The 18418-nt window shown below is 70.2% G+C and carries 16 protein-coding genes; 6 read left to right on the forward strand and 10 right to left on the reverse strand.

What is annotated here, in order from left to right; all coding sequences use genetic code 11:
- The first annotated feature begins 115 nt into the window (after nucleotides 1-115).
- Complete coding sequence (locus tag KXC43_RS39805) at nucleotides 116-1966, forward strand: anthranilate synthase family protein (RefSeq protein ID WP_221381426.1); 1851 nt, start codon at nucleotides 116-118, stop codon at nucleotides 1964-1966.
- A 124-nt stretch (nucleotides 1967-2090) separates the two neighbouring features.
- Here the strand turns inward: KXC43_RS39805 and KXC43_RS39810 are convergent, their stop codons facing one another.
- A complete protein-coding gene (locus tag KXC43_RS39810) occupies nucleotides 2091-3443 on the reverse strand; it encodes an alpha/beta fold hydrolase (protein WP_221381427.1) in 1353 nt (450 codons plus the stop codon).
- A 109-nt stretch (nucleotides 3444-3552) separates the two neighbouring features.
- Between KXC43_RS39810 and KXC43_RS39815 the strand changes: the two genes are divergently transcribed.
- Nucleotides 3553-4971 (forward strand): sensor histidine kinase, encoded by a 1419-nt coding sequence (locus tag KXC43_RS39815; RefSeq protein ID WP_221381428.1) that lies wholly within the window; start codon nucleotides 3553-3555, stop codon nucleotides 4969-4971.
- Between the two features lie 87 nt (nucleotides 4972-5058).
- Nucleotides 5059-5736, forward strand: coding sequence for a response regulator (locus KXC43_RS39820; protein WP_221381429.1), 678 nt, complete (start codon nucleotides 5059-5061; stop codon nucleotides 5734-5736).
- A gap of 69 nt (nucleotides 5737-5805) precedes the next feature.
- Here the strand turns inward: KXC43_RS39820 and KXC43_RS39825 are convergent, their stop codons facing one another.
- From KXC43_RS39825 to KXC43_RS39845, 5 genes are all read right to left on the reverse strand, one after another.
- On the reverse strand, nucleotides 5806-7011 hold the full coding sequence (locus tag KXC43_RS39825) for an ABC transporter ATP-binding protein (protein WP_221381430.1): 1206 nt from the start codon (nucleotides 7009-7011) through the stop codon (nucleotides 5806-5808).
- Between the two features lie 6 nt (nucleotides 7012-7017).
- Complete coding sequence (locus tag KXC43_RS39830) at nucleotides 7018-7851, reverse strand: carbohydrate ABC transporter permease (RefSeq protein WP_221381431.1); 834 nt, start codon at nucleotides 7849-7851, stop codon at nucleotides 7018-7020.
- The gene (locus KXC43_RS39835; protein ID WP_308129473.1) at nucleotides 7851-8828 is read right to left on the reverse strand and encodes a carbohydrate ABC transporter permease; all 978 of its coding nucleotides are present in this window, start codon (nucleotides 8826-8828) and stop codon (nucleotides 7851-7853) included. The genes KXC43_RS39830 and KXC43_RS39835 overlap by 1 nt, the downstream gene beginning before the upstream one ends.
- Entirely contained in the window at nucleotides 8825-10108 is a 1284-nt protein-coding gene (locus KXC43_RS39840; protein WP_221381432.1) for an ABC transporter substrate-binding protein, read from the reverse strand. The genes KXC43_RS39835 and KXC43_RS39840 overlap by 4 nt, the downstream gene beginning before the upstream one ends.
- Nucleotides 10109-10235: 127 nt before the next feature.
- On the reverse strand, nucleotides 10236-11105 hold the full coding sequence (locus tag KXC43_RS39845; protein ID WP_221381433.1) for a TIGR03560 family F420-dependent LLM class oxidoreductase: 870 nt from the start codon (nucleotides 11103-11105) through the stop codon (nucleotides 10236-10238).
- A gap of 132 nt (nucleotides 11106-11237) precedes the next feature.
- Here KXC43_RS39845 and KXC43_RS39850 point away from each other — a divergent pair, with 132 nt between their 5' ends.
- On the forward strand, nucleotides 11238-12791 hold the full coding sequence (locus KXC43_RS39850) for a GAF domain-containing protein (protein WP_221381434.1): 1554 nt from the start codon (nucleotides 11238-11240) through the stop codon (nucleotides 12789-12791).
- Between the two features lie 13 nt (nucleotides 12792-12804).
- Nucleotides 12805-13419 carry a carbonic anhydrase gene (locus KXC43_RS39855; protein WP_221381435.1) on the forward strand — a complete coding sequence of 205 codons (615 nt, stop codon included), beginning with the start codon at nucleotides 12805-12807 and terminating at the stop codon, nucleotides 13417-13419.
- A gap of 27 nt (nucleotides 13420-13446) precedes the next feature.
- Here the strand turns inward: KXC43_RS39855 and KXC43_RS39860 are convergent, their stop codons facing one another.
- Nucleotides 13447-13989, reverse strand: a complete 543-nt coding sequence (locus KXC43_RS39860; RefSeq protein WP_221381486.1) for a TetR/AcrR family transcriptional regulator — start codon at nucleotides 13987-13989, stop codon at nucleotides 13447-13449.
- 237 nt (nucleotides 13990-14226) lie between these two features.
- Between KXC43_RS39860 and KXC43_RS39865 the strand changes: the two genes are divergently transcribed.
- Nucleotides 14227-15396 (forward strand): macrolide family glycosyltransferase, encoded by a 1170-nt coding sequence (locus tag KXC43_RS39865; protein WP_221381436.1) that lies wholly within the window; start codon nucleotides 14227-14229, stop codon nucleotides 15394-15396.
- Between the two features lie 73 nt (nucleotides 15397-15469).
- Here KXC43_RS39865 and KXC43_RS39870 read toward each other — a convergent pair whose 3' ends face one another.
- Genes KXC43_RS39870 through KXC43_RS39880 form a run of 3 tightly spaced genes read right to left on the reverse strand, consistent with a single transcriptional unit; the run spans nucleotide 15470 to nucleotide 18413 of the window.
- Nucleotides 15470-15856, reverse strand: a complete 387-nt coding sequence (locus KXC43_RS39870) for a nuclear transport factor 2 family protein (protein WP_221381437.1) — start codon at nucleotides 15854-15856, stop codon at nucleotides 15470-15472.
- Nucleotides 15853-17157 (reverse strand): MFS transporter, encoded by a 1305-nt coding sequence (locus tag KXC43_RS39875; RefSeq protein ID WP_221381438.1) that lies wholly within the window; start codon nucleotides 17155-17157, stop codon nucleotides 15853-15855. Before KXC43_RS39875 ends, KXC43_RS39870 begins: the two co-directional genes overlap by 4 nt.
- Nucleotides 17154-18413, reverse strand: a complete 1260-nt coding sequence (locus KXC43_RS39880) for an aminotransferase class I/II-fold pyridoxal phosphate-dependent enzyme (protein WP_221381439.1) — start codon at nucleotides 18411-18413, stop codon at nucleotides 17154-17156. Before KXC43_RS39880 ends, KXC43_RS39875 begins: the two co-directional genes overlap by 4 nt.
- Between the last annotated feature and the right edge of the window lie 5 nt (nucleotides 18414-18418).

Genomic DNA, 18418 nt, shown 5'->3' on the forward strand with positions numbered 1-18418 from the left:
CGCCTGACCGGCGGACCCCACGCGCGTTGACAACCACGCGGCCGCCTCCCCGAGGCGGCCGCTTTCGCATGGTCAGGCCTCGGTCGGCGCCGCCGAGACCCGAAAGAGGACCACCATGCGGCCTTTCGCCCTGCTCCACCGGGACGGCGCCGACCACGTCGAGGTGCTCACCGGTGATGTCGTGACCGTCGCCTCGCTCGACGACATCCCGCTGCACCGGGGCCGGCCCACGCTCGCCGTGATCCCCTACCGGCAGATCACCGAACGCGGCTTCGACTGCGTCGACGACGGGGCGCCCCTCGAATGCCTGGTCGTCCGTTCGTCGCGCCAGGAACCGCTCGACGCCTTCCCGCCCGGCCCGCTCAGCCTCAGCGGCGGCGGCTTCGACCTCTCCGACGACGAGTACGGCGAGATCGTCGAGGACGTGCTGCGCGACGAGATCGGCCACGGCGAGGGCGCCAACTTCGTCATCCACCGCGTCTTCCAGGCCCGGGTCGAGGGTGACCCGATTGCCGCCGCCCGGGCCGCCTTCGGACGCCTGCTCGCCGCCGAACAGGGCACCTACTGGACGTTCCTCGTGCACACGGGCACCCGCACGCTCATCGGGGCCACCCCGGAGCGGCACGTCAGCGTGGCCGACGGGATCACCATGATGAACCCGATCAGCGGCACCTTCCGCAACGGCTCGGGCCGCCTGCTCGACTTCCTGCAGGACCCGAAGGAGGTCGAGGAGCTCTACATGGTGCTCGACGAGGAGCTCAAGATGATGGCGACCGTGGCCGAACACGGCGGCCAGGTGGCGGGCCCGTACCTGAAACAGATGACCCACCTCACCCACACCGAGTATCTGCTGGCCGGGCGCGGTTCGCTGGACGTCCGGGACGTGCTGCGCGAGACCATGTTCGCCCCCACGGTGACGGGCAGCCCGATCGAGAACGCGTGCCGGGTGATCGCCCGCCACGAGCGCCGGGGCCGCGGCTACTACGCAGGCGTGCTGGCCCTGCTCGACCACGACGCGCAGGGCCGCCAGACGCTGGACGCGCCCATCCTGATCCGGACGGCGGAGATCTCCCCGAGCGGCGAGCTGCGCGTGCCGGTCGGGGCGACGCTCGTACGCCACTCGACGGCGGCCGGCGAGATCGCCGAGACACACACCAAAGCGGCCGGCATTCTGGCCGCCCTGGGCGCGGTGAAGGCCCAGCCCTCCCCGGCACGCACGGAAGCCGAATCGCCCGAGGCGCAGGCCGCCCTGGCCGCCCGCAACGACGGCCTGGCCCGCTTCTGGCTGGATTCCCGCGCCCCCGGCGCGCTGACCGTCCCCGCCCTGGCCGGCCGCACAGCCGTGATCGTCGACGGCGAGGACACCTTCACCGCGATGCTGACCCACCAGCTGCGCGCCCTGGGCCTGGCCGTAACAGTCGTCCCGTGGACAGCCCTGCCGGTCGGGGCGGCGCTCGCCCGGCTCGGAACGGCGGACGTCGACGTGGCCGGAGCCGACCTGGTGATCGCCGGCCCGGGTCCCGGCGATCCCGGCGACGCGCACGACCCGAAGATGGTGGCGCTGCGCGGGCTGATCGCGGCCCGCCTGGCGGACCGCAAGCCGCTGCTGGCCGTGTGCCTGGGCCATCAGATCCTGGCCGGCTTGCTGGGCTTGACGCTGCACCGCCGGAACTCCCCCTACCAGGGGCTGGCACGCGAGGTCGACCTCTTCGGCGTGCAACGACGGGTCGGCTTCTATTCGAGTTTCACCGCGCTGGCGCCGCAAGAGCTGATCACCACCGCCCACGGCCCGGTGGAGATCGCCCGCGACCCCGCCGACTCGGCCGTGCACGCACTGCGCGGCCCCGGGTTCGCCGGCTTCCAGTTCCATCCCGAGTCGGTGCTGAGCCGCGACGGAGTGACCGTCCTCACCGAACTTCTGCCGCAATTGATGACGGATGTGATTAGCCCGGCCACGAACGGGTAGCGATGAGGACTGCCGGTGGTTCAAGGGGATCGAGAGCCTCCGCTTGGGCCACCGGCCCCGCTCGCCGGCGGGACACTCAACCGGCCATATCGACAGGCTGTCCGAGTCGTTCCGACCCCGGTGCTCACCCGGCCAGCACATCGTCCAGCACCTCGATGAGCCTCTCGGGGTGCTCGAAGAGTGCCGCGTGACCCGCGCCGGGCACGACGGTCAGCTTCTTGCTCGGCGCGCGCAATTGCGCGTACCAATCCTCGAAGATCACCCGCAGTCCGCGCATCTCGTTGCCGCCCAGGAGGAACCAGGCCGGCACCGGCAGGCTCGGCGCGTCGCGACGCAGGTCGATCCCCTGCATCCGGGGATAGAGAACGCTCCACGTGTCGAGGATCGCGTTCAGCACGTGGACCTTCTGGAGCAGCGTGTATTCCTCGACCCCGAGCCCGAAGCCGGGCGCCGGCTGGTCGTAGGCCTGATTCTCGTACGTCATGATCGGCTCGTAGCCCCAGACGTCGGCGTAAGGGGGCGGGCCCTGCGCGGTCAGCTGCCGGACGACCTCGGCCCGGCCGGTGGACCGCGCCCAGGCCACAATGTCGTCGTAGAAGATCCGGTCGCTCGCCGGCAGGTCGACGGCCTGACCGGAGCCGATGTAGGCGGCGAATTTCTCCGGATGCCGCTGAAGGGCGAGCACGGACAGGATCGAGCCGCCGGAATGGCCGAGCAGGTAGATCTTCTCCCGATGGAACCGCTCCCGCAGATAGTCGGCCACGTCGAGGATGTCGTCGACCGCCCGGTCGAGCGTGACGCGCGACGTCGGGTCGAGCGCCGGATACGACGAGCCGCCGCCACGCCGATCGAGCGTGGCCATGACGAAGCGCTGCTCGACGGCGGCCAGGTGGGTGCGAACGTTGCCGAGCTCGGAGCCGCCGGGGGCGCCCGGAACGAAGAGCAGCACCGGAAGGTCGGCGCCGGCACCACGGATCATGACGCCGAGCCGGCCCACCCGCGCCAGCTCGGCCACCCCGCCCGGAATCGGCGCGGTGCGGGCCGGAACGGCGACGGCAGCGGTCAGAAGCAGCACAGCGGCCGTGGGCAGGGCGACCAGCACCCGGCTCAGGCGGCGTCGGACACCGCGGCCGACCGCGAGCCCGAGCAGAAGGGGCAGCAGGGTCAGCACCGCCTGCAAGCCCCGGCCGGTGACCAGGACGATCACCCCGAACGGGCTGCCGTGGGGCGGGCCGGTGGATGGGCCCGCCACGCCGGTGCGGGCGACCTCGAGCGCCACGACGAACAGGACCGGCACGACCAGCCACACCAGGCGTGACCGGCCCGAGCGGCCGGCGGCCCAGCCGATCGCCGCGCTGACGGCGACCGAGACCAGCGCCTGGGTGATAGTGAGCGGGCCACGCGGAGTCAACCACCCCACGACCGCGCCCCAGAGCGCAGCGGCCAGGCCCCAGAGAAATGCGGGAAGTAACGTCATGGCGCTGAGGATTGCGGCTCGCGCCCGGATGCACAGCCGCCATCGGTCGGGGGTCGACCCAGTACTTTGGTAGGTCCTCAACCGACTCCGCGGCTCGTAGGCTTCGCTCATGTCGTCGCTTCTGTTCGCCTTGCTGGTGCCCGGTCCGCCGGGCAACCGGCTGGCGGTCGTGCGCGACCGGACGGCCGACGTCCTGTCCTTGCTGATCGCGCTGTTCTACGGCGCGATCATGGTTCCGCTCGGCGACGCCACCTCGTCGCAGGCCGCGATCCCGTGGCAGGCCGACGTCGCGATCGGCGTCGCCTGCCTCCCCGCTCTGCTCCTGCGCCGCCGGTGGCCGCTCGGCCTCTGCCTGGCGCTGCTGCCGCTCGGCGCCATCTCGGTCATGGCGACGGGCCCGATCCTGGTGGCGCTCTTCACGGTGGCCATCCGGCGACGGGCGACCCTCATGCTGGGGCTGGCCGCCGTTCACGTCGGCACCGGCGTCGTCTACTACGCGCTTCAGCACGATCCGCCGTTCGATCTCTGGGTCGATCTGCTTCTGCGATCGGTCACGGTGCTCGCGGCGGTCGGGTGGGGGCTGTTCCTGCGTGCCTACCGGCATCTGACGTCCTCGCTGCGCACCGAGGCGGCGAACGAGCGGGCCCAGCAGCAGTTGCGGATGGAACAGGCGCGGCTGACCGAGCGTGCCCGCATCGCCCGCGAGATGCACGACGTGCTGGCCCACCGCATGTCGATGGTGAGCCTGCACGCCGGCGCCCTCGAGGTCCGGTCCGACGCCCGCCCCGACGAGATCGCGACGGCCGCCCGCACCATCCGCATCAGCGCCCACGAGGCCCTCGAGGAGCTGCGCTCGGTCATCGGCATCCTGCGCCAGCCCACCACCCCCGGGCAGCCTCGATCTCAGCCCAACGGTGACGGCGGCTCCGCACTCCTCACCCCGGCGACAGACTCCACACCGGCATCGGCCAGCTCTACGCCGGCGCCCGCCGGCTCCACGCTCGGGGCGGCCGGCCCAGCGCACGCAGCAGACCACCCGGCCGACGATGACGATCTTCGGGACGCCGGCGACGAGCCGCAGGCGGAGGGCGTCGCCGAACGGTTGCAGCGCCTGGTGGTCGAGCCGCCGCAACCGCGGTTCTGGGATCTGCCCGAGCTGTTGGACGGCGCGCGCACAGCGGGCATGAACATCGACTTCGCCTGGGTGGTGCCCCGGGCGGCGCCCTCGCAAGAACTGGGGCGCACGGTCTACCGGGTGGTGCAAGAGGCTCTGACGAATGCTCGGAAGCATGCCCCCGGATCCGACGTCAGGGTCATGCTCGACGGCGGCGGCGACCGCGATCTCCGCATTCTGGTCGACAACTCGCTGGGCTCGTGGCACGGCGACGTCCGCGAGGAGGAGCTGCCCGGCTCGGGCACGGGCCTGGTCGGCGTCGGCGAGCGGGTGGCTCTGGTCGGGGGCCGCGTCGAGTACGGCGCCGACGGCGACCGCTTCCGATTGGAGGCGTGGCTGCCATGGCAGGAGTAACTCCGGGCGGGCCGATTCGGGCGGAGGCGTGGCTGCCATGGCAGGGCTGACTCCGGGCGGGCCGATTCGGGCGGAGGCGTGGCTGCCATGGCGGAGCTGACTCCCGGCGCGCGCCCGGTGCGGGTGGTGATCGTGGATGACGATCCGATGGTGCGGACGGGGCTGCGGTTCATGCTCGGCGGGTCAGCCGACCTCGAGGTGGTGGGGGAGGCCGCGGACGGGGCCGAGGCGATCACGGCGGCCGAGGCGCATTGGCCCGATGTGATGTTGATGGACGTCCGGATGCCCCGGATGGATGGGGTGGAGGCCACGCGGTGGATCAGGGCGCGGCCTCGGGCTCCGCAGGTGCTGATCCTGACGACGTTCCACGCCGATGAGTACGTGCTGGAGGCCATCCGTAACGGCGCTACCGGCTTTCTGCTCAAGGACACACCGCCCGAGGAGCTGATAGCGGCCGTCCGGAAGGTGGCGGCCGGGCAGAGCATCCTCTCGCCGAAGGTGATCGGGGCCGTCGTGAGCTTTGTCGCTGCCTCGGGGGCGGGGTCGCGACGGGCTCAGGCCAACGAGCAGCTCGGCAAGCTGACGGATCGGGAGCGGGAGGTCGCGATCGGGCTCGGGCACGGCTGGTCCAACGCCGAGATCGGGAGCGCGCTGGGCATGGGCGTCTCGACGGTGAAGGGCCACGTGTCGAGAGTTCTGGGCAAGCTCGGCATGAACAACCGCTCGCAGGCGGCCGTGATGGTCCACGACGCCGGCCTGGTGTGAAAGCGCGGCGGAAACGGCAGGGCGCCCGGCGGGGAGGCCGGACGCCCTGCGCTCGGAGGCGGGGTGGGATCAGGCGGCGGAGACGCCTGCTGCCTTGCCCTCGTGGAGGGTGATGTTGTGGCCGTTGCGGGGGTCGAACAGGTGGATCTTGTCGAGGTTCATCCAGACCCGGGCGTCGACGCCGTCGCGGACCCGGGACTCGGCCGACAGCCGGGTGACCAGGTTGTCCTGCGGAGGCAGGTCGGCGCCGCCGGCGTCGGCAGTCAGGTCTTCCAGGTCGGCGGCGGCGGCGCGTTCGCCCTCGACCGTGAAATAGACGTACTTGTCCGAGCCCATCGACTCGACCAGGTCCACCGGCATCGTGAACTCGAAGCCCTTGGCCCGCTGGTGCTCCTCGATCAGGGCCGCGTCCTCGAAATGCTCGGGGCGGATGCCCACGATCAGCTCCCGCGGAGCGTCCGCGCCGCTCAGCGCGCTGCGCATGCGGTCGCCCAGCGGCAGATCACCCAGCGGCGTGCGCAGCACCGACTCCTCGACCGTCGCCGCCAGGAAGTTCATCGACGGCGAGCCGATGAACCCGGCCACGAACAGGTTCACCGGGTTGTCGTACAGCGTCTGCGGATCACCCAGCTGCTGGATGTATCCGCCGCGCATCACGACCACCCGGTCGCCCAGCGTCATCGCCTCGGTCTGGTCGTGGGTCACGTACACCGTCGTCGTGTTCAGCTGCTTCTGCAGGCGCGACACCTGCGTACGCATCTGGACCCGCAGCTTGGCGTCCAGGTTGGACAACGGCTCGTCCATCAGGAACGCCTTCGGGCTGCGGACGATCGCCCGGCCCATCGCCACCCTTTGCCGCTGGCCGCCCGACAGGTTGGCCGGCTTGCGGTCGAGGTATTCGGTCAGCTCCAGGACCCGCGCCGCCTCGTCGACCTTCTGCTTGATCAGCGCCTTGTCCATCTTGGCCAGTCGCAGCGGGAACGCCATGTTCTCGCCGACGGTCATGTTCGGGTAGAGCGCGTACGACTGGAACACCATCGCGATGTCCCTGTCCTTGGGCTGCTTCTCGTTGACCCGCTGGCCGCCGATGCGCAGCTCCCCGCTGGAGATGTCCTCCAGACCGGCGATCATGTTCAGGGTCGTCGACTTCCCGCAGCCCGACGGCCCCACCAGGATGATGAACTCCCCGTCGGCGATCTCCAGGTCCACCTCGTGCACGGCGGTGGTGCCGTCCGGGTACTTCTTGGTCACCTTGTCGAGAACAATGTCAGCCATCGATACCTAACCCTTCACGGCGCCGGACGTGAGGCCCGCGACGATGCGCTTCTGGAAGAACAGCACGAACAGGATGATCGGAATGGTGATCACCACGGCGGCCGCGGAGATCGCACCGGTGGGGTCCTCGAACTGGGAGGCACCGGTGAAGAACGACAACGCCACCGGGACCGTGCGGGACCGCTCGGTCGAGGTCAGCGAGATGGCGAACAGGAAGTCGTTCCAGCAGAAGATGAACACGAGGATCGCCGTGGTGAAGACGCCCGGCGCGGCCAGCGGCGCGATCACCTTGCGGAAAGCCTCGCCCTGCGTGGCGCCGTCCATCTTGGCTGCCTTCTCCAGGTCCCACGGAATCTGCTTGAAGAAGGCCGACAGGGTGTAGATCGCCAACGGCAGCGCGAACGTGATGTACGGGAGGATCAGGCCGGGCCAGGTGTCGAACAGGCCCGTGTTGCGCTCGATGTTGAACAGCGGCGACACCAGCGACACCTGCGGGAACATCGCGATGAGCAGCGAGACGCCGACGAGCAGCTGCTTGCCGGGGAAGTCGAGCCGGCTGATCGCGTACGCCGCCATCGTGCCCAGCACCACGGCGATCAGCGTCGAGATCAGCGCGATGCCGATCGAGTTGATCAGGGCGCGGACGAACTGGTCGGTCTGGAAGATCAGCTTGTAGTTCTCGAACGTCCATTCCCGGGGGATGAAGTTGCCGTCGGTGAGCGTGGCCGGCGTCTTGAACGACAGCGACGCGATCCAGAGCACCGGGATGAGCGCGAACACGACGACAACCGCGTCGAGCAGACCCCATTTGACCTTGGCAGAGGTGGTGGCGACAGCCATCAGCGTTTCCCTTCGTCGCTACCCGGCGCGGCCGTGCCGAACAACTTGACGAAGACGAACGCGATGATCGCCACGGTGAGGAAGATCAGCACGGACATCGTGGAGCCGATGCCGAGGTTGAGCCCCTTGATCAGGTTGTTGTAGGCGATCATCGAGACCGAGGACGTCTCGTTGGCCCCGTTGGTCAGCACGTAGATGTTGTCGAACACCCGCAACGCGTCGAGCGTGCGGAACAGCAGCGCGACCAGGATCGCCGGCTTCATCACGGGCAGCATGACCTTGGTGAACCGTTGCCACCAGGTCGCGCCGTCCATCGAGGCGGCCTTGAGCAGGTCGTCCGGCACGAGCGCGAGCCCGGCCATCAGCAGCAGCGCCATGAACGGCGTGGTCTTCCAGATCTCGGCCAGGATGATGATGCCGAGCGCGCTGGCCCGTTCGGTGAGAGGTGCCCCGTCCGGCGCCAGCAGGTTGGCCAAGTAGCCCGTGCCCGGCGTCCAGGCATAACGCCAGCTGAACGCGGCCACGACGGTCACGATGCCGTACGGGATGAGGGCCGACGTCCGCACCAGGCCGCGCCCGACCAGGGTGCGGTGCATGATGATCGCCAGGCCCATGCCGAGGACCAGCTCGACCACGACCGAGACGACCGTGATCAGCATTGTCACCCCGAAGGCCGTCCACCAGTAGCCGTTGGTGAGCACGGTGACGTAGTTGGAGAACCAGACGAACTCCCGCTCGTCGGGGAACTTCAGGTCGTACCGCTGAAGCGACAGCCAGAACGAGTAGAGGATCGGGTAGGCGGTGACCGCCACCATCACGATCGCGGCCGGTGCGCACAACAGCCAGCCGAGCTTCCTCTCCTGCTTCTTGCCCTCGCTGAGCTCGACGCGCTTGCGGCGGCCGCGCTGTTTCGGGATGGCCTGCTGTTCGGCGTCGGCTGCGGCCGAGCTCGCCGGGGTCGTGCTGGAGACGCTCACGGCAGCACCCCCTTCGAGTCGATGGCGGCCTGAATGGATTTCTTGAGCGACTCCGCCGTACGCGAAGGGTCAATCCCGGCGGGCGGCGAGAGCTCGGCCGCCACCACCGTCGAGAGGTTCTGGTACGCCGGGGTGCGCGGCCGCGGCGCCGCGTTCTTCAACTCCTCGAGCAGCGTGTCCTTCATCGGGTAGGCCTCGGCCATTTCGGGATCGTCGTAGACGGATTCGATGGACGGCGGCTGCCCGGCGTTGATCGCCAGGTACTTCTGGCTCTCCGGCCCGCGCAGGCATTTGGCCGCCTCGAAGGCGAGGTCGGGATGCTTGCTGTAGGCGCTGACGGCCAGGTTGGACCCGCCGATCGTCGTGACGCTGGGCGTGCCGGCGTCGATGCCCGGGTAACGGGCCCAGGCGACGTTCTTGGCCAGGTCGGGCGCGTCGCCCTGCATCGAGGCGTAGACGTACGGCCAGTTGAGCTGGAACGCGCCGCCGCCGGTCTGGAACGCGAGGCGGACGTCGTCCTCGATCGCGTTCGAGAAGGACGGGCTGGTGACGCCGGCCGTGGCGAACGTCTTCAAGGTGCTCAGCGCGTCGACGGAGCCCTGGTCCATCACCGCGTTCTTGCCGTCGTCGCTCACGACGTGCCCGCCGGAGCTGGCCACCAGGCTGTTGAAGAGCACGACCAGACCCTCGTACTGGGCCCCCATGGTCAGCACCTGGTAGGTCTTGCCCTCGGCCTTGAGCTGCTGGGACATCTGGATCATCTCGGCCCACGTCTTCGGCGGCGTCGGCACCAGGTCCTTGCGATACCAGAGCAGCTGCACGTTCGTGTTGTTCGGGGCCGCGTACAACTTGCCGTTGTATTCGCCCGAGGCCATCGGCCCGGGCAGCGTGCCGTTCTCGATCTCGGCCCGGTCGTCGCCGGTCCATTCCTTGATCCAGCTGGCGCTCGCGAACTCCTGGGTCCACGTGACGTCCATGCCCAGGATGTCCATGCTGTCGTCCTTGGCGGCGAGCCGCCGCACCATCTGGACCCGTTGATCGTCGGCCTGACGCGGCAGCACCTGGTAGACGATCTTGTACCTGCCCGCCGCCTCCTGATTGCAGGTGTCGATGACGTTCTGCATGTTCTCGACGGGGAATTGATAGAGATTGAGGACGGGCACGCCGCCCTCGTCTGATCCGCAGGCTGCCAACGGTGCGAGCAGGGTGATCGCGGCTCCCGCCGCGAGTGCCCGGGCGCGCAGGGTGCGCCGTTGCGGATGTCGGTCTGTGATCGCCATTGACCCTCCATCCGGCCGGTAACACGTCGAGTGATCTTGGTCACTTGACGGCCAGTGCTTGTCCTGCCCCACACGGTGACGTGACAAACCAGAAATGCATTGAAGGGATCCCCGGGCGCGCCGGCGGTCAGACGATCCCGCGGATCACATCCATCGCCTTGAGACGCTCAGCGCCCGTGCCGAGCAGTCCGTCCGGGATGATCAGCTCGTCGAGACCGAATTCCGCGTACGCGGCCACGTCCTCGGCGAGCTTCTCCGGTGAACCGCCGATGACCGGCGTGCTGCCCTCCGGCAGCGGACCGTTCACCACGGTGAGCGCCTGCGCCGTGCGCCGGATCGCTCCGGGGTCGCGCCCCACCGCCGCGCAGTGCTCGTCCAGCACCGCCGACTTGTGCGCGACCAGATCGGGCCGCCCCCAGCAGTTCCATTCGTCGGCGTGCTCGGCGACGACCCGCAGCATCCGCTTCTCGCCCTTGGCGCCGATCAGCAACGGCAACGGCCGCACCGGCTTGGGCTCGCACACCGCGTCGGTGACCTGGTAGTAGGTTCCGTCCACAGTGGTACGGGCGTCGTTCAGCAACCCCTCGAGCACGTGCAGGCCCTCGACGAAGCGGTCGATGCGCTGCTTGATCGGGGGCAACTCGATCCCGTACTGCTGGTGTTCGTTGACCTGCCAGCCGGCGCCGACGCCGAGCACGAACCGCCCGCCGCTGATCCGGTCGACGGTCGCCGCCATGTTGGCCAGCACGGCCGGGTGCCGGTAGGTCATGCCGTAGACGAGCGTGCCGATCCGCACCCGTGGCACGGCCGCGGCCAGTGCCGCCACCACGGACCCGCACTCGAGCACCGGCCAGGTGTCGTCCTCGCCCGGGTCCGTGTTCGGCATGAAGTGGTCGGCGAACCAGACGCCGTCCCACCCCGTCGTCTCGGCGTGCCGGGACACCTCGAGAACGCCGGCGAAGTCCTGCCCCGCGCCGGGCCAGATCGAAAGTCGCATCCCGTCACTGTGCCCGAGCTGCTACCGAATAGCACTCGACGACCGGCCTCCGAAGTCGCATACCGGCCCGGCGGCAGCCGAAGGGTCTCTCAACGAGCGGCACAGCGCCGGTCACGACGAAGGGAGCAAGCGGTGTTCCGTAGCGCTAGACGTGCCGAGGCCGAGCGAGCAGGCGCCGAACTCGCCGAGTCACAGGCCGACGTGGCGGCGATCACCGCGATCATGCGGGCCATGGAGAGCGCCTCTTCCCCCGAGAAAGCCATCGGCGGGGCGCTCGACCAGGTGCGCAGCCTCTTCGGCTGGGCCTACGGCTCGTACTGGCAGCTGGACCCGGCCGGCCGGGCGCTCACCTTCGCCCAGGAGAGCGGCACCGTCAACGAGGAGTTCCGGCGGGTGACCCTGAACGCCTCGTTCGCCGAGGGTGTGGGCCTGTCCGGGCGCGCCTGGCGCAGCCGCGACCTGGTCTTCGTCAGCAACATCGCGGACGTCACCGACTGCGTCCGCGCTCCCGTAGCGGCTCGGGCCGGGGTCCGCAGCGGTGTCTGCTTCCCGCTCATGGAGGACGACAAGGTCGTCGGGACGATGGACTTCTTCGCCACCGAGGAGCTGCACCCGTCGGAGGGCCGCCTCGCCGTGCTGCGCGCCGTCGGGCAGCTGGTTTCGGGAGCGCTGGCCCGGCTGCACGAGGCCGTCCGCCAGGAGAAGGCCGCCCAGGACGTCCACGCCGTCTCCACCGTGATCCGCGAGCTGACTCAGGCCACCAGCCGCGACCAGGCGCTGCGGTCCGCGCTCGAGACCATCCGCCAGGACTTCGACTGGCAGTACGGCTCCTTCTGGCAGCTCGACGAGGCCGGGTCCGAGCTGCACTTCTCGCTCGAGTCGGGCGACGCCGGGGCCGAGTTCCGCCGGGTGACGATGTCCGCGTCGTTCGCCAAGGGGGTCGGGCTCTCGGGACGGGCCTGGGCCCGTGATGACCTGGTGTTCGTCGAGGATCTGGGGGAGCTCACCGACTGCGTCCGCCGTCCCGCGGCCCAGGCGGCCGGCGTCAAGTCGGGCGTGTGCCTGCCGATCAAGGTGTACGGCCGGTTCATCGGCACGATGGACTTCTTCGCCACCCGGACGCTGATCATGTATCCGGGCCGGGAGTCGGCCCTGCGCAACACGGCCTACCTGGTCGGTCAGGCACTGGAGCGGTTCGTCTCGGCCGAGCAGCTGCACCGGGCCGGACGCGAGCTGCTCGACTCCATCGCCGAGGTCGAACGCAACGTCACCTCGGCTGCGACCGTCGCCGAACAGGGCGAACGCCTCACCGTCGAGGCCAACCAGCAGGTCGCCGCGCTCGGTCAGGCCAGTGCCGAGATCAGCCAGGTCGTGAAGACCATCCAGTCCATCGCCGCGCAGACCAAGCTGCTGGCGCTCAACGCGACCATCGAGTCGGCGCGGGCGGGCGAGGCCGGCAAGGGCTTCGCCGTGGTCGCGGGCGAGGTCAAGGCCCTGTCCGACGAGACCGAGCGGGCCACCGCCGAGGTGAGCACCAAGGTCAACGCCATCCAGGCTCGCGTCGACGCGGTCACCGCGTCGCTCGCCGAGATCCAGACCGCCGTCGAAGAGATCAACCAGACGCAGCGGTCGATCGGCGGTGTTCTCACCGAACAGGTCGCTGTCACCGGCGCCATCCTCAACTGAGCGGAGTCCACTCATGTCAAGCAACGCAACCCCCTGGACCCGCCTCCGCGACGGCAACCTGCGCTGGACCCAGGACCGCAGCACCGCCGCCGCTGACCGGGGCGCGGCCCGCCGCGCGCAGCTCAACGAATCGCAGAACCCGTTCGCCCTGGTGCTGGGCTGCGCCGACTCGCGCGTGCCGGCCGAGATCCTGTTCGACCAGGGACTGGGCGACCTGTTCGTGGTGCGCACGGCCGGCCACGTCGTCGACGCGGCCGCGCTCGGCTCGGTGGAGTACGCCGTCGAGATCCTCGGCGTCTCCCTGATTGTCGTCCTCGGCCACGAGGGCTGCGGCGCCGTCGCCGCGGCAACCCGCGTCGTCGACGAGGGCCTGGTCCCGCCCGGCTACATCCGCGACATCGCCGAGCGCATCGCACCCGACGTGGCCCGCGCCCGCCGCGCCGGCGCCGTCACCCAGTCCGAGATCAGCGCCCAGCACTCGCGCTACACGCTGGACCTGCTGCGCGAACGATCGTCCATGGTCGACGCCGCCCTCCGCCGCGGCTCCGTGATCGCCGTACCCGCGCAGTACTGCCTCTCCACCGGCCTCGTGGCCGAGGTGCACGCCCCGGCCCTCACGACCGTCTGACCTGCCCCGTGGATGGCCGCGCTCCGGTCAGGCCGACCCTGGCCGGAGCGCGGCCATCACGTGTTCGAGCAGCCCGTCGGCGTACTCGTCAGTGAGCGGGCCCGTGCGTAGCAGCCAGCGGTGGAAGATCGGGCCGAAGATCGACTCGACGGCGTGATCGAGGTCGGCCTCGGCGCGGACCTGGCCGGCGTCGCGGGCGACCACCAACCTTCGCCGCACGGCGTGGAGGTGCGGCCGCAACAACCGGTCGCGCACCTGGCCGGCCAACTCGTCGTCGACCATCGTCTCGACCGTCAACGCCCGGGTCGTCGCGGACAGCTTCGGATCGGCGAACTCGGCCACGGTGGCCCGGATGACCACCCGCAGATCGGCTTCGAGGTTTCCCGTGTCGGGCAGGGCGACCGGGTTGGACGCGACATTTTCGGCCATCGCGTCGAGTACGACCGCAGGCTTGCCCCGCTCCCACCACCGGTAGATCGTCTGCTTGCCGACGCCGGCCCGGGAGGCGATCGCCTCGACCGTGAGCCGGGCGTAACCGGTGTCGCCGAGGAGCGCCAGCGTGGCGTCCATGATCGCTCGGCGGGACCGCTCACTGCGGCGGGCGACATCGGGCACGCGCTCACCCTACTCGTCCGAGACGAGACGTCGTCTCGGCTGAATCGGCTCGGCCGGGATCGGCTCACCTAGCGAGACGATACGTCTCGTCTCGCCTTGCCATGTGACGAGACGAGACGTATCGTCTCGCTTGACCGCGTGACGAGACGAGACGTCTCGTCTCGTCAGGTCTCCACCGGAAGCGAGGTCCCTGTGCCGCATATCGCCATCGTCAGCATCCCGTTCCACGGCCACGTCAACCCCAGCGCCGAAGTCGTGCGTGAGCTGGTCCGGCGAGGCCACCGGGTGACGTACGCGAACGACCCGTCGTTCGCCGAGGCCGTCACCGCCACCGGCGCCGAGCTCAAGCCGTACGCATCGACCCTGCCCCCGGCCGGCACGCACAGCGACCTCGACCCGATCGACCAGCTCACGATGTTCCTCGACGACGGGATCGCGATGCTGCCGCAGCTGCGCGCGGCCTACGACGACGACCGCCCCGACCTGTTCCTCTACGACATCGCGGGCGCCCCGGCCCGGCTGCTCGGCGAGCAGTGGGGCATCCCGGCCGTGCAGCTCTCCCCCACCTTCGTGGCCTGGGACGGCTACGAGCAGGAGATGGCCCCCATGATCGAGGCGATGCGGGCCGACCCACGCGGCGCCGCCTACTACGACCGCTTCTCCGAGTGGCTGGCTGCGGAGGGCTCCTCCACCACCGACAGCATGTCGTTCCAGGGCCGCCCCGAGCACGCGCTGGTCCTGATCCCCCGGGCCCTGCAGCCGAACGCGGACCGCGTCGACCCGGCCGTCTACGACTTCGTCGGCCCGATCCTCGGCGACCGGTCGGATCAGGGCACGTGGACGCGTCCCGCCGGCGCCGGCAAGGTGCTGCTGGTCTCGCTCGGATCGGCCTTCACCGACCATCCCGAGTTCTACCGGCGGTGCGTCGCCGCGTTCGGCTCGCTGCCCGGCTGGCACACCGTGCTCCAGATCGGCCGCACGGTCGACCCGGCGGTGCTGGGCGAGGTGCCGCCGTCGGTCGAGGTCCACCCGTGGGTCCCGCAGCTGGCGGTCCTCGAGCAGGCCGACGCGTTCGTCACCCACGCCGGCATGGGCGGCGCCGCCGAGGGCCTGTACTGCGGCACCCCGATGATCGCCGCCCCGCAGGCCGCCGACCAGTTCGCCAACGCCGAGCAGCTGGCGGCCCTGGGCGTGGCCCGCGTCGTCGACTCGGCCACCGCGACCGCCGGCGAGCTGCGCGACCACCTGATCGCCCTCACCGGCCCCGACGTGCTCGCCCGCAGTCAAGAGATTCAGCGCGACGTACGTACCCAGGGCGGCGCCCCGCGCGCAGCCGACCTCATCGAGAAGATGGTCGGGTGACACGGCGACGGCCGGCCGGTGAGAGCCCCACCGGCCGGCCGTTTCCCCATCCCCACCCTCCGGGCGCCGGACCTCAGGACGAAGGTTCGCTGCCCTGGCAGTGACGCCAGAGCCAGCGGCCCTCCACCTGCTCCACCAGCCCCGACACCCGGTAGGGGAAGTTCTCGTGACCGCCCGCGTCGGCGCGGGCCACGCCGTCGGCCTCGGCGAAGACGTAGGCACGCGATCCGGCGAGGTGCACGGTGGTCTCCCGCGGTTCCCAGGCGTACGCCTCGGTCCGGGTGAAGACCTTGCCGAGCAGAGCCGTCAGTTCGGCCCGGCCCACCGCCGACTCGGCCCGCTCGGATCCGGCGTAACCGATGTCGTCGCCGGGGGCGAAGCAGGCCAGCGCCGCGCCCAGGTCGCGAGCCGCGAACGCCTCGCTGAGATCACGCACGGCCTGCCCGGGTCCGTCGATCATGCCGGCACCTTCATCGTCTCGTGTGAAGCGGCGGAATCGGCCGAGGGAATCGCAGTGGGGCGCTCGATGTACTCGAGCGCCTCGATCCGGCGCATGCCGGGCAGGAACAGGAAGCCGAACGTCACGACCGCGCCCAGCAGGCCGGCGCCGATCAGCGTCTCGCGTACGCCGATCCAGGCCGCGACCGGCGCGGCCAGGGCGTACGAGAGCGGCAGCAGCGCCGTCGAGACGAACCAGTCCACGCTGGACACCCGGCCGAGCATCCCGGCCGGCACGAATCGCTGCTTCGTGGTCGCCCAGGCCACCGTTCCGGCCGCTTCCAAGCCGTTGACCAGCATGCAGGCCACGGCGAGCTGCCAGGTGTGGCTGGCCGCGCCGTAACCGGCCACGGCCAGGGTGGCGACCGCCCACACCGCGTACGTGTAGGTCATGAACCGCCGCGGGATGCCGAGCCAGCCGACCGCCAGGGCGGCGGCGATCGCGCCCAGGCCGCCCGAGGTGAGCACCAGGGCCAGCGCCGACGCGCTGCCGCCGAGTTCGTGCTTCACCACGTACGGCAGAAGCACTTCGGTCGGGCCCACGAAGAGCAGGTAGGTGAAGGTGGCCGAGAGGAAGGTGCCCCAGAGCCACACGTGCTTGCGGACGTAACTCAGCCCCTGGCGCATCTCCTGCCAGATGGAGCCGGTCGCGGAGTCGTCGGCCGCGAGCGGGGTACGCCGCATCGCCAGCAGGCACACGACGGACAGCGCGAACGTCGCCGCGTTGACCCCGAACGCCCAGCCGGCGCCGCCGATCGCGATGACCGCGCCGGCCAGCATGGGACCGAAGATCTGCATGCCGGCCGGGCGCACGAACTGGTCGAGAGCGTTGGCCGACACCAGATCGCCGGCCGGCACGATCCGGGGCACCGTCGCGTCGAAGGCCGGCCCGAAGAACCCGGCCGCCGCCCCGTGCACCGCCGCGATGACCAGGATGGGCCACAGCGAGTTCAGCGCCCCGGTCACGCTCAGCGCCGCGAGCGTGGCCATCGTGCCCAGCCGCACCAGGTCGGAGGCGAGCATGACCTTGCGCGGGTCGAACCGGTCGCTCACCACCCCGCCGAACAGCAGCGTGACGACCTGCGGCAGGGAGAGGGCGACGCCCACCGCCGACATGGCGGCGGGCGTCCCGTAGAGGTCGTAGACCTGCCAGGCCAGGGCGACGAGGAGGACCCCGTCGCCCACCAGTGAGGCACTCATCCCGGTCCACAGGAGCCGGAACTGGCGGTGCCTGAGCGGCGCCAGTGGACCGGGGAGGCTCACTCGGCGCTGCGCAGCCTGCCGGCCGCGGCCAGCTCGGTGATGACCGCGTTCAGCTCGTCGAGCTCGTCGTCGGAGTTCGCGGCCGTGACCTGGGCCCGGAAGCCCACCTGGTCGCGCGGCACCAGCGGGTAGGCGGCCAGCGTGACGTAGATGCCACGGTCCCAGAGCAGCTTGCCGACGGCGTCGATGTCCTCGCCCTCGGCCAGCGGCAGCTCGATCACCGGGGTGCTGCCGGTGTTCGGGGTGTAGACGCCCAGGCCGCGTACGTGGTCGAGCACCTTCATGGTCTTGCGGTAGAGGTCGGCGCGGATGTCGTCGCCGCGCTTCTCGTTGAGGTCGAGGCCGGCGTTGACGGTGGCCAGCGACGCGGTCGGGGCCGGGCCGGAGTAGAGGTAGGGCGCGGCCGAGACCTTGAGGTGGTTCTTGAGCCAGGTCGGCAGGGCCAGGAAGGCGAGCAGCGACGAGTACGACTTGGAGAAGCCACCGACGAGCACCACGTTGTCATAGGTCTCACCGCTGTACTTGACGATCGCGTTGCCCTTGAGACCGTACGGCGACTTCTCGTTGGCGCCACGCTCGCCGATCACGCCGAAGCCGTGGGCGTCGTCGACGTAAAGCAGGGCGCCGTGCTCGCGGGCCACCGCAGCGAACGCCTTCAGGTCGGGCGCGTTGCCGGTCATGCTGTTCACGCCGTCCATCGCGACGATCTTCGACACGCCACCGGGGGCCGCCGCGAGCAGCTCGCGCAGGTGCTCGTGGTCGTTGGCCCGGAACCGCTGGACCGTCGCGCCGAAGCCACGGGCGACCATGCTGCCGTCGTAGATGGTCTTGTGAGCCTGCGAGTCGAGGAAGATCATGCCCTTGCCGGCCAGGATCGGCAGCACCGACATGTGGATGTGCGTGATCGTCGGCAGCACGAGGGTGTCGGGCGCGTCGAGCAGCGCCGTCAGCTTCTCCTCGATCTGCGGGTAGAGCGACGGGTTGCCGAGCAGGCGCGACCAGCTCGGGTGGGTGCCCCAGCGGGCGACCTCGGGGGCGATCGCGTCCATGATCTCGGGCTCGAGGTCGAAGCCGAGGTAGTTGCAGGACGCGAAGTCGGCCAGCCAGTGGTCGCCGACCCGGATGCGACGGCCCTTGACCTCTTCGATCGTGGCGTCGTACATCGGGTTGCCGCTGCGCAACCGCTCCAGGTCGGCCCAGCGTCCGTCGCGCTTGACGAACTCGAGTCCGGAACCGGCGAGGGGAGCGTCGTTCATGGGGA

It is taken from the genome of Paractinoplanes polyasparticus (genome assembly GCF_019710575.1).
In the GTDB taxonomy this organism is placed as follows: domain Bacteria; phylum Actinomycetota; class Actinomycetes; order Mycobacteriales; family Micromonosporaceae; genus Actinoplanes; species Actinoplanes polyasparticus.

Excerpts from the sequence above, each read along its gene's own strand:
- KXC43_RS39825 (WP_221381430.1), bottom strand. The coding sequence starts at position 7,011 with ATGGCTGACATTGTTCTCGACAAGGTGACCAAGAAGTACCCGGACGGC.
- KXC43_RS39830 (WP_221381431.1), bottom strand. The coding sequence starts at position 7,851 with ATGGCTGTCGCCACCACCTCTGCCAAGGTCAAATGGGGTCTGCTCGAC.
- KXC43_RS39820 (WP_221381429.1), top strand. The coding sequence starts at position 5,059 with ATGGCGGAGCTGACTCCCGGCGCGCGCCCGGTGCGGGTGGTGATCGTG.
- KXC43_RS39810 (WP_221381427.1), bottom strand. The coding sequence starts at position 3,443 with ATGACGTTACTTCCCGCATTTCTCTGGGGCCTGGCCGCTGCGCTCTGG.
- KXC43_RS39840 (WP_221381432.1), bottom strand. The coding sequence starts at position 10,108 with ATGGCGATCACAGACCGACATCCGCAACGGCGCACCCTGCGCGCCCGG.
- KXC43_RS39815 (WP_221381428.1), top strand. The coding sequence starts at position 3,553 with ATGTCGTCGCTTCTGTTCGCCTTGCTGGTGCCCGGTCCGCCGGGCAAC.
- KXC43_RS39860 (WP_221381486.1), bottom strand. The coding sequence starts at position 13,989 with ATGGACGCCACGCTGGCGCTCCTCGGCGACACCGGTTACGCCCGGCTC.
- KXC43_RS39855 (WP_221381435.1), top strand. The coding sequence starts at position 12,805 with ATGTCAAGCAACGCAACCCCCTGGACCCGCCTCCGCGACGGCAACCTG.
- KXC43_RS39870 (WP_221381437.1), bottom strand. The coding sequence starts at position 15,856 with ATGATCGACGGACCCGGGCAGGCCGTGCGTGATCTCAGCGAGGCGTTC.
- KXC43_RS39805 (WP_221381426.1), top strand. The coding sequence starts at position 116 with ATGCGGCCTTTCGCCCTGCTCCACCGGGACGGCGCCGACCACGTCGAG.
- KXC43_RS39845 (WP_221381433.1), bottom strand. The coding sequence starts at position 11,105 with ATGCGACTTTCGATCTGGCCCGGCGCGGGGCAGGACTTCGCCGGCGTT.
- KXC43_RS39880 (WP_221381439.1), bottom strand. The coding sequence starts at position 18,413 with ATGAACGACGCTCCCCTCGCCGGTTCCGGACTCGAGTTCGTCAAGCGC.